This is a genomic window from Arsenicibacter sp. R0_47, assembly GCF_057652235.1.
The window spans coordinates 63988-78007 of record NZ_JBYFCJ010000033.1; the positions used below are offsets into that span (position 1 = coordinate 63988).

Here is a 14020-nt window from a genome sequence, read left to right on the forward strand (position 1 = left end):
TCTCTTCGCTAAACATAGTAACCGGACCAGCCTGCGGGCCGGTCCGGTATTAATTGATTAAGGAACCTGCTCTTCTACGATGTATGTTGCCAGAAAACCTCCGTTTGCCGGATACAGCAAAACCGTAGCAAAAATGATCTGTAAATCATTATCGGCTCCCTGGTATTTCAGCAACCCATCCAGATTAACATCACTGGTCAGGTACTTCTGAACAATGTAGGTTGGCACAAATGTCTGGTTTCCGGAATCGAGGAACACCTGACCAAATACAACGCCCAGATCATTATCGCTACCCTGATAGATAATCTGCCGCTTCGGTGTTCCTGACACATTATCAACGCCATTGGTATTACCCGGCCACAAGGCTCTGACACCGCCAACACTCTGCCGGGCATTTGTACCGTATACCGATGTAAGCGGATCGGTGAAATCGACCGTAGTAGCCGTACTGGTCAGCGGTACCGTCGCAGCCGTCATCACACCGAGGTGGTTCCGGTGCCGGATCACGACATAGTAACTCCCCGCCCCGACATTAAACCGCAGCGGCGATACGCCATCAACATCAACTACATCACCGTCGCGCTGTACTAAAGCCGATTTGGTAGCAATCACCGTTGTGTTGCTCGACGGCGACCGCAGTTCAACGAATACCCAGTCAACAATCGCGTTATTACCCGTTACGCTCAGTACCGTACTGGTAGTCGTTTCACCGCCTCCGCCAACGTGTGTGAAGCCCGTGCCGGCCAGCGCCGATGAGGAATACGGTTCTACCAGCGGCAAGAGGCTGGCACTGCGTAGATTGTCGCGCATCAGCCCTGCCACCGCACTGTATGCTCCTCCCAGAATCACCTTCGGACTCAGTACGGCCTGCGGATCTGTTACGACAATACTGACCGTGGCTGATACACTTTGAGCAGTCGTACAGCTTGGCGGCAATGTGCTGTTGGTTGCGGTATACGTCAGGGTGTAAACCCCGGCGGTGGCAAACGTAAGCGAACCGGTCGAGGTGCCCGCACCGCTGGTTGCCGGTGTAATACCGGCAACCGGACTAATGTTCCAGGCCAGCACACCCGGCGAACCACCCATAGCCGTAATTACGGTGGCATCGCCGATATTCAGCGTTACCGACGACGGAGTCAGCGATAAGGCTGCCGGGGTCGAGCACGGCGGATTCAGCGCGGTAAAGCTGACGGTAGCCGATGCCGTTCCGCCCACGTTGGTTACAATGGCCGTAACCGTCTGCGGTCCCGGTGTGAGCGTCAGCGATGTACAGGTCCAGTTACCGGCCCCGCTTACGGTGACCACACAGGCAGCGTTAGCGGCGGCCAGAACGGTCACACTCGTATTCGGCGTAGCGGTTCCGCTAACCACCTGTGTGAGGTATGTCGTTGTGTTGGGCGCCGGCACATCAATGGCAATCGATGGTACTGCCACAGCGGTAAAGCTGGTTGTTGCTGTCGTACTGCCACCGGCATTCGCTGCCACCACTGTCAGCGTATTAGGTCCTGCCGGAATGGTGATCCCGTTACACGACCATGTTGTTCCGGTAACCGTCGCCACGCAGGTTTGCCCGCCCGTAGCCAGGACGGTTACCGTAGAGCCGGCCGTTACAGTGCCACTCACCAGCGGCGTGGTACTGGTCAGGCTGTTCGGCCCCGGCGTTGTAATCGCCAGTGTAGGGGCGGCAATGGCCGTAAAGGTTGTGGTAGTTGTCGCCGTTCCGCCCACGTTCTGCGCGATGGCCGTCAGGGTTACCTGGCCGCTCAGGGTCAGGGAGCTACAGCTCCAGTTACCGCCCCCATCCACCGTAGGGTTGCAGACCTGCCCGCCGGGTGCCAGCAGGGTCACGGCAGCGCCGATGGTGGTAGTCCCGCTCACGACCGGGGTCAGACTGGTCAGGCTATTCGGAGCCGGAACCAGTATCGCAATGGTTGGCGGTGCAACAGCCGTGAAGGTTGCAGTCACGGTCTGACTCCCCACTTCATTCACCGTAACGGCGGTCAGCGTGACCGGTCCTGCGGTGAACGCAAACGAATTACAGCTCCACCCGCCTGATCCGTTCACCGTTGGCGTACAGGTCTGCCCGCCGGGACCGTAAATAGTCAGGCTGGCAAGGGTTGTAACCGTTCCGCTGACTGTCGGCGTCAGGTTAGTCTGTGCGTTTGCGGCCGGGCTGTTGATGGCCACAGTCGGCATCACATACACATTGATGGTCGTTGAACATGAGCCTGTCGCTTGCGCCGACGTTACACTTATGGTACGTGTAAAGCGGGGCGCACTACCGTCGTAGGCAAACGGGAGCGTATACGATGTCTGTCCGCTTACAATTGTCTGCGTACTGCTGCCGGTTACGCCGCTGCCTGACACGTTTACGGTAACAGTTCCCAGCAGATTCACCGTCAGCGGCAGGGTCAGGGTACCCGACGACGGATACCCTACTACAAAGGTACCGCTGGTAGTAGCAGTAGCGCAGTTACCAAAGGTAAAATCCCCCGGACATTGGTATGCCATACCGGCAGGGAAGCTGACCGTGGCATTGTATTGCGTACAGGTACGGCCGAATTTTGCAAAGCCGTAATAGACTTTGGTCGTGGACAATACTCCGACCACCGGCGCCGTCCGGATTTCGATTTCGTCAAATTCTTTTGTTGTCTGAAACTTCAGTTCGTATTGACCACCGCCAAGGATAGACAGGCTTAATAAGCCGGAAGAGATCGCCGTTTCCTGCAGGAAACCTCCTTTATAGGTGTTAATCGTTACCGAACTTAACAGTTCGGCCGATACCAGTGAGGTATTTTCGACCAGGAAACCTGCCATATCGCCGGCCGGCGCCATGCGGGCCAGCTTTGTCCGGATAAACGCATAGCCACCGGCACCTACCGGAATGGATATGGTGGCAAAGTTGCTCAGACTGGCATCGCCCACCGCCGTCGCACTCGTTACCGAACACCCGACGCAGACCGCACTGCTGATACCACTGGCTGTAACGCCGTTTGTGGAGTTATTGGCAGTTGCTGCGGGGTCAACTTTCGTACAGACCTGATACACAAACGAGCCGGAGCCCGCCGCCGGATCAGTTGGCCGGAAGTTTACCGTACCATCAGCATTGGCAATAGCACTGCCGTTTGTTGGCTGCGACACAATGCTGACCGATGTCGGATCAACAATACCCGATCCGCTTACAATATCGTTGGTCAGCACGGAAAAGGCCTGCGGGCAGGTTGTCTGCGAGAGCACATCGGTACACAGGTTCGCATTGTAGGCGATGTTGAAGCTGATGGTCTGATAGATCGGCTCCGGACGGCCAAAACCATAGTACACATCCAGCGAAGCCAGTGCGCCCACCGTTGTCCGGTAACTTATATCTACCTCATCAAAATCAGACAGCTGCGTCACGAAGCTTACCTCTAATTTAGCGTCTGATAAAATCTGGATACTGGCGATTGCCGGAAGGGTGTACGTTTCCTTAAGCGTACCGGCCAGATACGTCCGGACTGTGATCGTCGGCAATATAGCAGCGCTCAATAACGCCGGGTTAGCAATAACAAATCCCGCACGGTCGCCCTTCGGAGCCGTTCCGCTCAGTTTTGCCCGGATCGTCGTTGTACCCCCTACTGAGAGTGTCTGATCAATAGTGGCAAAATCAGTAGTTGATGTGGTCGTGATGTTATTCGGACTACTAACGGAACAAAGCAGACACAAGCCGTTCTGCGAAACCGATAAACCGGAGTTGGTCCGTTTTTCGCCCGACGACAACTGGGCGGCCCGCAACGTAAACGATGCCGACCCCGCCGCCGAACTTGCCGGCTGATACCGTACCGTACCGTCGCTGTTCACATAAACGTGGCCGCTTGCCGGTTGCGTTACCACCTGTACGGATGTCGGATCAACGGTCCGCAATGCCGTCGCCGTGAATGAACTTAACAGATTCAGTGACTGGCCACAAGCCGATATGGTTGTCAGTACGGTATAGCTGGCCGTCGTGGAAGTTGTTCCGCCTGTATTGTTGGCAATGGCCGTTAATGTAACAGGCCCCGCAGGCAGGCTGAACGAGCTGCACGACCAGTTCCCGCCACCATCTGCCGTAGTAGTGCAGGACTGGCTGTTTGGCCCGAGGAGCGTCACGCTGGCCCCTGCTGTTGCCAGACCGCTGACAGTCGGACTGTTTGAAATCGTTGCATTAGCAGCCGGCGTAACGATGCTGATCGTTGGCGGCGCAATGGTGGTGATGGCCACCGTCGCCGATGTACGGCCACTGATATTTCCGGCCGTCGCCGTGATAGTTACCGGCCCGACGGGTAAGGTCAGGGAGCTACACGACCAGTTTCCGCTGCCATCCGACACCACCACACAGGAACTGCCCCCCGGTGCCGTGACCGTAATACTGGTATTCGGTGTTGCCGTCCCGGTCACGGTTGGCGTCTGGCTGGTCTGGGCGCTGGCCGCCGGACTGGTAATGGCAATGGCCGGCAGCGCAACCGCTGTAAAACTCACCGTTGCTGTATTACCCGGCCCGATGCTGTTGGCCGACAACGCCGTTAACGTATTTAGCCCCGCCGGTAAAGTCAGGCCGCTGCACGTCCAGCCGGTTCCGGTTACTGTGGCAATACAGGATTGTCCGCCGGTGGCCAGCACTGTTACCGACGAACCGGCCGTTACCGTACCGGTCACCGTCGGGGTCAGACTGGTTAAGCTGTTAGGCGTTGGGATGCTGAAGGCAACCACCGGCAATAGCGAACAGTTGGCGGTGCCAACCCCATAGTTGCCGAGCCACGCATTCGAAACACCCAGCCGGAGAAAGCCCAGGGCTGTCAGGTCGTTGCCGACGTTGATTGGCTGACTCGGTGGATTTGGCTGAAAGGGGTCACTGGAAGCCCACACCTCAATGGCGCCCGCGCAGCTGCCGGTATTCCGGAACGTAAATAACGGAATTTCGACACCGGCGGCGTAGGGTATAGACGCGCCGAAGCTGGTCAGACCAAAAATAAAATAGTCTTTTGAGGGATTCTGGGAAGGAGCCCTGACCGTCGTGTTATTTGCCCAGGTGCTGCTCCCGACATTCGTTAGATTAGCAATGGTTAAGCTACCGGCCGGTGCCACAATCGTAATCTGCCCGCTGTTGGTCTGCTGGTCGGATCCGCTCAGGCTTACGGTACTGGACAGGGACACCTGATACGTGATCCCGTCGGAGAGTAGTTTTACCGAATACCGGATACCTTGTGCATAGCTGCTGCTGAGGCAAAGAATCAACAGAGCCAGTGCCCACAGTAACCGTTTGCCTGTTTCGGGATGTAGTAAACGTCTTTGTTCCATAAACGATCAATTAATTGCTTCATAAACGATATAGTTACTTTACTCAAACTCAATTAAATATCGGAAAGCATGCTGTTTATGGCAGCTGCTCCTGAATAATGTGCGACAATGAACTGGCTGTATTATCCGGATGCAGTAATACATTCAGAAACAGGGTCTGCAGATCATTATTCGGCCCCTGACTGATAATTCGCCCGTCCATATTCAGATCTCCCGGCAAATATTTAGATACGATGTAGGTCAGCACACCGTCTACATTCCCGCCATCGAGCTGTACCTGCGCCAACAGCAGGCCAGTATCATTGTTCGGGCCCTGATAGATTACCGACCGGTTCGGACCGGCATTCCCCGCCCACAATACCCGTTTGGCGGTCAGGCTGACCAGCCGCTGTGCCTGACTGCCATAGGTATTGGCAGACGGGGACGTAAAATCAACGGTTACGGCCGTGCTGCTCAGCGCCAGCGCCGTGGCCGTCATCACTCCGAGGTGGTTCCGGTGCCGGACCGCGACATAATAATTGCCGGCCCCGACCGCAAACGGAACCGCCGAGACACCGTCGCGCGCAACAACATCGCCATCCCGCTGTACAAACGCGGATTGTGTGGCAATCACGGTCGAACTGCTGCCAGGGGACCGCAGTTCCAGAAAGACCCAGTCGACGATGGCGTCGTTGCCGGTTGTACTGAATACACTGCTGGTTGCCATTTCGCCGCCGCCCCCGCCCGTATGGCTAAAACCGGTACCGGTCAAGGCAGACGATGAATACGGCTCAATCATCGGAATCATGTTCTGACTCCGCAGGTCATCGCGCATGAGGCCGGTTACCGCGTCGTAGGCGCCACCAAGAAACACCTTCACACTGACAATCGCATAGGGATCGGTGACAACAATCGTGGCCGTTGCCGTTACACTCTGTGCCGTTGTGCAGCTGGCCGGACTGGAACTATTGCTGGCGACAAAGGTGAGTGTAAAGGAGCCGGCCGAGGCAAAGATGAGTGCACCTGTTGTTGTGCCGGTACCACTCAGGACCGGACTCACACCGGTCACCGGATTCAGGCTCCAGCTGATGGCACCCGGCGATCCGCCGGAGGCCGTGAAGGCGGTTATGCTGCCAATAGTCAAGGAGGCTGATACAGGGCTGATGGTCAGCGCCGAGGGCGTCGTACAGGGCGGATTCAACGCCGTAAAGCTGACCGTGGCCGAAGCCGTTCCGGCAATGGTCGTAACGACGGCGGTGACGGTGACAGGTCCCGGCGAAAGCGAGAGTGACGTACAGGTCCAGCTCCCGGTGCCACCGGCTGTCACGACACAGGCCGGATTTCCGGGTGCCAGCACGGTTACACTGGCGCCGATGTTGGCCGTTCCGCTTATGGCAGGCGTCAGATAGGTTTGGGTACCGGCCGTGGGGGAAACAATAGTGATTGTTGCCGGAGCATAAACGGTTGCCGCTGCGGTACAGCTCCCCGGCCCCGACGCGGATGTGTACGAAGATGTGACAGTCAGCACGCGCGAGCCGGCAGTGCCCGCTCCTGTAAAGGTAATCGGTACCGGAATCGTGGTCTGCCCGTTCGTAATGGTGGTGGTGTACGGCAGCGGATTGCTGCTGAAGCTGGTTCCGGTTACCGACAAGGAGACAAGACCGGAGGTTGAGCCTGTTACCGGCACCGTTAACGTCCCCGATGAAGGGGTTCCGGCAACAAAAAGCCCCGATGTAGTGGCAGAACCGCAGTTGAACGCAAAGGTGCCAAGGGTTTGTCCGCCGAAGGCGTAATAATATTCAACGCTGTTAAATAAACTGAGTCCAATCAGGCTACTACCCGTAATAATCAGTTCAACTTCGTCAAAGTCTTTGGTGGTTTTAAACGCGATCTCGCGCTGGACATTGCCCAGTAATCCCAGGGCATCAAGGCTTAGTAAGGATGAACTGGTTTTGGATTCCTGCTCAATGCCTGCCTTGTAGGTTTTCATACTCATGGCGTTGAACAGGTTCACATTAAGTGTAGAGCCAGTGCCGATGACAATCCCGGCATAATCCCCTGCCTTAGATACAGTGGATGATTGCAGTTTTACCCGGACCGATGACGTTATACCGGTCAGCAGGCTAATTCCTGAAATATCGATACTGGCAAAGTCAGTTAACGTAGTTGAGGCAACTGCTGACCCATTGGATACGCTATAACCGCACAATAAGCTACAGCCGTTAACGGTAATGGTATACTGCCCTGCGGGGTTTGCAAACTGGGAAAGGTTATTTTTAGTATAGGTTTGTGCGGCCGTTTCGGCACTAAACAGCACGAAGAAAAAGCCAAAAAAAATCATTGCCAGGCCCGACTGCAGGTCGGCCTTTGCATAATTGCCCCGGAATTCCCCTCTCCCTCCTATACGCCAATTAATCAACCTGCTACGTACCATGGTCGTAGTTGATTTATGGTTTATATTCTTACGTTACGGTAAAGGCGAATATAATGTATACTTATTATAAATATTCGTATACATTATATTCATATAATCATGGCAACAAGTATACGATAGACGATGGAATCCGGATTTGTTAAGGCTGAAAAAAATGTTGATTTTCCGGAATGTATAGAAAGCTGGCAGGTAAAAAGCTCCTTTTAACGGATGGGTAGCACGTATTTTCATGAAGTGGACTGGTATGGAACGCTGATTAAGTGCTTAAAATAATGGCTAAATGTTTTTAATGTCAAGTCCTTAGTCAATAAAAATGGCTTTTTCAAAACCTAAAACGTACAAATTAGTACATAATCTTTTCAATCGGCCGTTTTTTTAAAACAACAGGCTGCTAATCTGTAACTTTACGCACTTCTGTTCCGGTTCATAAAATCAGTTTTTCCTTACCGGCCTTCCTCAGGAGACATACTGTATGACAGGCAGCCCCCTAAAACCCTCAAAAAGGCAACCAGGCCTGCAATAACACCTCATTGCAACTAAATACCCTGTAAATAGTCAATAAAGTATCAGTCAAGGGTTGTATATTTGGCCGTTAATGGGTATATCAATTAGCGGCTTGCGGGACGCTGAGAGGATGCTGCCTTTTTACCTACATTCGTAACTAGCAAATTCATGGCTGCTGCTGAGAAACTACGCATCTATGACCGGCCCGACAATAAAGGCTGGAAAAAATGGGGGCCTTATTTATCAGAACGTTCGTGGGGCACTGTCCGGGAGGATTATAGTCCGTATGGTGATGCCTGGAACTATGTGACACACGATATGGCCCGTTCCCGCGCATACCGGTGGGGCGAAGAGGGGATCGGCGGCGTTTCGGATAACAAAGGCTTTATCTGCTTTGCCCTTGCATTCTGGAATCACCGGGACAGCATCATTAAGGAACGGCTTTTTGGGCTGGCCGGCCCGGAAGGCAATCACGGCGAAGACGTTAAGGAACTTTACTACTACCTCGACAGTACGCCTACCCACTCCTACATGAAGATGCAGTATAAGTATCCTCAGCAGGAGTTTCCCTATAACCGGCTGGTTATCGAAACCATGCGGCGGTCACGGGTAGATCCTGAATTTGAAATTACGGATACCGGTATTTTCGATCAGGACGAATACTTCGATATCGTTATCGAATATGCCAAAGCCGACCAGAACGACTGGCTGGTGAAGGTAACGGCCACCAACCGCTCCGATAAACCTGCTCCGATTACGCTCCTGCCAACCATCTGGTTCCGGAATGTGTGGTCGTGGGGATACGAGCAGTTCAATGCCCGCCCTATCCTGAATGGCATTGCAACCAGCCAGATTGAGGTCAATCACAAGCAACTGGGTAAATACAAACTCTATTGCGAAGGCGCCAACGAACTGCTGTTCTGCGAAAACGAAACGAATACCGAACGGCTTTACGGACGGCAGAATACGACAGCCTATCCGAAAGACAGCATCAATAATTACATCATCACCGGCCGGAAGGAGTTTGTCAACCCCAACCAGATCGGCACCAAGGCCTCGGCCCGTTATGAACGGGTGGTGCCGCCTAAAGGAAGCACAACGATCCGGCTCCGGTTCAGCGATACAACCCATCAGGGCAGTCCGTTCGGCTCATTCGATGAGATTTTTGAGAAACGGCTGGCCGAAGCCGATGCTTTTTACGGCGAACTCCAGCAAAACGTAACGGATCCCGAACTGCGGGCCATTCAGCGGCAGGCCTATGCCGGTATGTTGTGGAACAAACAGTTCTATTACTATAATGTCAACGAATGGCTGAAGGGTGATCCGAAAATGCCGATTCCCTTTCAGGGACGGGTGTATGCCCGCAACGAGAGCTGGCGGCATATGTACACGGCCAACATCCTGTCGATGCCCGACAAGTGGGAATACCCGTGGTTTGCAGCCTGGGATCTGGCATTCCATACCCTGACCCTCGCCCGGCTCGACCCGCATTTTGCCAAACGGCAGCTGGCGGTTATTCTCCGCGAGTACTACATGCACCCGAACGGTCAGATTCCGGCCTACGAATGGAACTTCTCCGACGTGAACCCGCCGGTACACGCCTGGGCCACCTGGCGGGTGTATGAAATCGACCGCGACCTCAATGGTAAAGGCGACATTGGCTTTCTGGAACGGGTTTTCCATAAGCTGCTGCTCAACTTCACGTGGTGGGTTAACCGCAAGGACGTGGAAGGCAATAACATCTTTGGCGGCGGCTTCCTGGGCCTCGATAATATCGGGGTTTTCGACCGCAGCCAGCCCCTGCCGATGGGCGGCCGTATCGAACAGGCCGACGGAACCGGCTGGATGGCCATGTATACGCTGAACATGCTCCGGATTTCCTGCGAGATTGCCCTGACCCGGCCGGCGTATCAGGATATGGCCAGTAAGTTCTTCGAACACTTCCTGCACATTGCGTCGGCGATGAACAACCTCGGTAAGCAGCAAATCAGCCTGTGGGACGAGGAAGACCAGTTCTATTACGATGTACTGCACACGCCGGACAACAACGCACGGCTGCTGAAAATCCGGTCGATGGTCGGCTTGATTCCACTGTTTGCCGTCGAGATTCTGGACGAAGAACTGCTGTCGAAGCTGCCGGACTTCAAACGCCGGATTGAGTGGGTACTGACTAACCGGCCCGACCTTGCCTCGCTGATTTCGCGCTGGCACGAGCCGGGTAAGGGGGCAACCCACCTGCTATCGCTCCTGCGCGGTCACCGGATGAAGATGTTGCTGAAACGGATGTTCGACGAAACGGAGTTTCTGTCGGATTACGGTATCCGGGCACTGTCGAAGTTCCACGAAGAGCACCCATATGAGTTTGCCCTGAACGGCGAAGTATTCCGGGTGAAGTACGTACCGGCCGAATCGGAAACAAGCCTTTTCGGCGGCAATTCCAACTGGCGCGGCCCGGTCTGGTTCCCGGTAAACTTCCTGCTGATTGACTCCCTGCTGAAGTTCTATCAATACTACGGTGATGATTTTGAGCTGGAATACCCGACCAACTCCGGCGAAATCATGAGCATCAAGGAAGCGATTGTGCGCGTAATCGGGCGGCTGATCAATATCTTCAGGCGAGATCCGGACACCGGGCAGATTCCGGCCTTTGGTCAGGAAGCAAAACAGCAGAACGACCCGAATTTCGACGGGCTGTATTTATTCTACGAATATTTCCACGGAGATAACGGCAGCGGACTGGGTGCGAGCCACCAAACGGGCTGGACGGGCCTGATTGCTGACCTCATCGAGTACTGGTATCAATACCAGAAACAAGGGGTACGGCAAACGGTTACTAAATAACAGACGTTTTACCGGTAAAAATAAAGAGCTGCCAGGCGATCCTGGCAGCTCTTTATGGTTTATACGGCTGGCGGGGTAATGTAACGGTCTCCCACCAGTACAACCGCATGGTCTCAAAATAGGTTAACCACTGTTCGTACTCGAGTGGTTTGGCGATGTATGAGTTGGCACCGAGCTGATACGACCGCTGAATGTCTTCATCGGCATTGGATACACTCAGTACAACGACAGGCATATTCCGGCCAACCGGATATTCTTTTATCTGACGTAACAATTGCCAGCCTTGCTCTGCTTCAGGCAAATACAAATCCAGCAGTACTAACTTCGGCAACTCCTCCTGGTTTTCAACGCATGAATCAAGGTAAGCCAGCGCCTCTTCTGCATTGTCAACACAAACAGGCTTAACCTTATTAAAGCTTTGCTGAAGTGCATACCGGATCAGCACCTGCTGGTCGCGGTTGTCCTCCACAATTAGTACACTTGAATGCTTTTCGGTGCGTTTAGATTCTGATATGACTGGTGAAGTCATGGGCTTTATCGGGGTTTTGCCAGACAATAAAAATTCATATATTACAAATATAGGTATAAAAACCTAATTGCATTCATTATCCGTATAGTGTTAACTTAACCTTAAATACATTAACTTGTCCAGGCGAAAATTGTTGGTGAGCTAATCCGGTTTTAGTCAATAAGTCAATCTTATGTGACTACAACCTTTGTATAAAACCATTCCCGATTAATGTCTGACGTAACTTTGCTACATATATGGATGAAAGGCTTAGCTGACTGGCTGGGCCGCCGACAGCGGGAGCTGCTGATAACCTGGCGTCACCGATGCGAGGCCGATCCGTCGCTGCCTACGGTCAATAGCCTGAGTCAGGAGCAGTTCAACGACCGTGTCCCTGATTTACTACTTGCCTTTACCAAGCGGCTGACAAACGAAAAACCTCCGTTCAGTCCGGCGCAGATTGCCAGGGAACATGGGTTACATCGCTGGCGGCTCGGGTACGCGCTGGAGGAACTGCTCCGCGAATTTGCCCATCTGCACAGTGGCCTTATTGACGAAATAGGGTCGTATGTGCACGATCATCCGTCACGTACCCCGGCCGATTTACAGGCCATTCACCAGGCAGTAAATGATCTGATTCATGAAGCCATCTCAGGCAGCGTAACTCAATATAATGATTTGCAGAAGATTGGCGCAGCTGAACGGGCGGCCAATTTACAGCATACACTGGATGAACTGAACGATCTGATCCGGCGGCGCTCTGATGTCCTGCGGATGGCCTCTCATGACCTGCGCGGGAGTTTCGGCGTAATGCGGGGAGCTGCCTATATTCTGGATCAGCCCGGCAATACCGAAGAAGAACGCACTGAAATGCTACAGATGCTACAGCGGAATTTTTCGAAAGTCACCTCTATGCTGACGCAGCTTATGGACCTTGCCCGGCTTGAAGCCGGCCAGGAAACGCTTTATATCGAATCGTTTGACGCGTCTGACCTGTTGCTTCGCGTAACCGACACCCTCAAACCATACGCAGCTGAACGGAACCTGTACCTGCAAACAAATGGCCCTGTGGCCCTGCCGGTAAAAGGCGATTCAATTAAGGTTCAGCGCATTGTACAAAATCTGCTTCTAAACGCGCTAAAATACACCTATCAGGGTGGCGTATCGCTTGTCTGGTCGACCGAGGGTCCCCTTCGCTGGCTGTTGACGGTAAGTGATACCGGCCCTGGCCTTACCGAAAAATCAGCGACAGCGCTTACCCTTGAGCCTTCGCTCGAAAAAGTGAGTATCAAAGGGCCACGCTCCACTATAAACGTTAAAAGCAACGAGCCAGAGAAAACCGCCGGATTGCCCCAATCGACCCAACCTCGTGGCGAGGGAATCGGCCTACACATCGTCAAGCGGCTTTGCGAGCTCCTGAATGCCAACATGGAAGTCGAAGCCTCGCCTGCTCGCGGTACTACCATCCGCATCCGGTTTCCGGTCCATTATTCGGAATGATTTTTTGGATGGGGATTCTACTCCCGGTTCATTCCGGCGATTACGTACTTTTCGCTCAGGGGTGCAGAGTTTACGTTTGTTTATCCGTTCGTTCGTACACTAAAAAAAATCAACCTAACCGAAGGAAAAAACAAAAAACAACGTCTAATGATGTAAGGCCAATTTTTAATTAAAAATATATGACTTACAAAAATCATTTATTCGTAGCACTACTATGTGCGTTGACTTCCTGCAGTAAAGTTGATGATACGACAACGCCTGCCAATAATGGTACTGTAATTAATGTAGATGCAACCAAGTTCCTGACATCATCCGGAAATGTAACTATCACAACCGAAACAAGAACGCTATCAAATGGCACGTCTGCTCTTTGCTACAAAATTGTTACTAAAAGTACTCCAACAGACCATACGCAAGGCCCCTGGTGTCCTACAAATATTTCTGATGATGCCTCAAAAGGTGGCATTTGGATAGAAAATGGGAATGTTTATGATGTAGATGGTGCCTTTATTAAAAATTTAGCGACCTTTTACAAGAACACAACCTGGCAAATGTATAATGCCGCAACCGGGGTGATAACCAAAACATTAACCCTTGCAGACTGTCAGGCTGCTGCCAATCCAAATGTTGGTGTTCAGTATAAAAACTACTGTGTAGAGTGTCTGCCTTCGTATGTTTCGTCTGTAACAAAAACCATTTACATACCTGTAACGCCTGTAAAACTGAACTCTCCTGTAAGTTTTGGAGCAGGGCCAGGTTCTTCGGGTCCAACAATACGAGGTATTGCTTTCAATGGTGTTGTGTTTGATGCCCCCGCTCCTGTAAGTGCAATATTGGGCGCCTACACATTAGCACCATTTGATGATGCAGGGCTTTCTCATAAAACCCTATGCATGGTCATAAATTCGATTAGTGAGTTAAAATCATCCGCAAACTGATCG

6 protein-coding genes are annotated in these 14020 nt (G+C 52.9%); 3 read left to right on the forward strand and 3 right to left on the reverse strand.

Annotated elements, in window-relative coordinates:
* Positions 1 to 57: 57 nt before the first annotated feature.
* Both AC23NW_RS31075 and AC23NW_RS31080 read right to left on the reverse strand, forming a co-directional pair.
* Positions 58 to 5313, reverse strand: a complete 5256-nt coding sequence (locus AC23NW_RS31075) for a beta strand repeat-containing protein (RefSeq protein WP_487454430.1) — start codon at positions 5311 to 5313, stop codon at positions 58 to 60.
* 76 nt (positions 5314 to 5389) lie between these two features.
* Positions 5390 to 7726, reverse strand: a complete 2337-nt coding sequence (locus tag AC23NW_RS31080) for a hypothetical protein (RefSeq protein ID WP_487454432.1) — start codon at positions 7724 to 7726, stop codon at positions 5390 to 5392.
* Between the two features lie 672 nt (positions 7727 to 8398).
* On the opposite strand from AC23NW_RS31080, the gene AC23NW_RS31085 reads away from it, so the two are divergent.
* The gene (locus tag AC23NW_RS31085) at positions 8399 to 11071 is read left to right on the forward strand and encodes an MGH1-like glycoside hydrolase domain-containing protein (RefSeq protein WP_487454434.1); all 2673 of its coding nucleotides are present in this window, start codon (positions 8399 to 8401) and stop codon (positions 11069 to 11071) included.
* 52 nt (positions 11072 to 11123) lie between these two features.
* Here AC23NW_RS31085 and AC23NW_RS31090 read toward each other — a convergent pair whose 3' ends face one another.
* Complete coding sequence (locus AC23NW_RS31090; protein ID WP_293839323.1) at positions 11124 to 11600, reverse strand: response regulator; 477 nt, start codon at positions 11598 to 11600, stop codon at positions 11124 to 11126.
* A gap of 240 nt (positions 11601 to 11840) precedes the next feature.
* On the opposite strand from AC23NW_RS31090, the gene AC23NW_RS31095 reads away from it, so the two are divergent.
* Together AC23NW_RS31095 and AC23NW_RS31100 are read left to right on the forward strand one after the other, a co-directional pair.
* Positions 11841 to 13079, forward strand: coding sequence for a sensor histidine kinase (locus AC23NW_RS31095; RefSeq protein WP_487454436.1), 1239 nt, complete (start codon positions 11841 to 11843; stop codon positions 13077 to 13079).
* 179 nt (positions 13080 to 13258) lie between these two features.
* Positions 13259 to 14017, forward strand: a complete 759-nt coding sequence (locus AC23NW_RS31100) for a hypothetical protein (RefSeq protein ID WP_487454438.1) — start codon at positions 13259 to 13261, stop codon at positions 14015 to 14017.
* Positions 14018 to 14020 lie beyond the last annotated feature (3 nt).

Coding starts and splice junctions, on each gene's coding strand:
- AC23NW_RS31100 (WP_487454438.1), top strand. CDS start 13,259: ATGACTTACAAAAATCATTTATTCGTAGCACTACTATGTGCGTTGACT.
- AC23NW_RS31090 (WP_293839323.1), bottom strand. CDS start 11,600: ATGACTTCACCAGTCATATCAGAATCTAAACGCACCGAAAAGCATTCA.
- AC23NW_RS31085 (WP_487454434.1), top strand. CDS start 8,399: ATGGCTGCTGCTGAGAAACTACGCATCTATGACCGGCCCGACAATAAA.
- AC23NW_RS31095 (WP_487454436.1), top strand. CDS start 11,841: ATGAAAGGCTTAGCTGACTGGCTGGGCCGCCGACAGCGGGAGCTGCTG.
- AC23NW_RS31075 (WP_487454430.1), bottom strand. CDS start 5,313: ATGGAACAAAGACGTTTACTACATCCCGAAACAGGCAAACGGTTACTG.
- AC23NW_RS31080 (WP_487454432.1), bottom strand. CDS start 7,726: ATGGTACGTAGCAGGTTGATTAATTGGCGTATAGGAGGGAGAGGGGAA.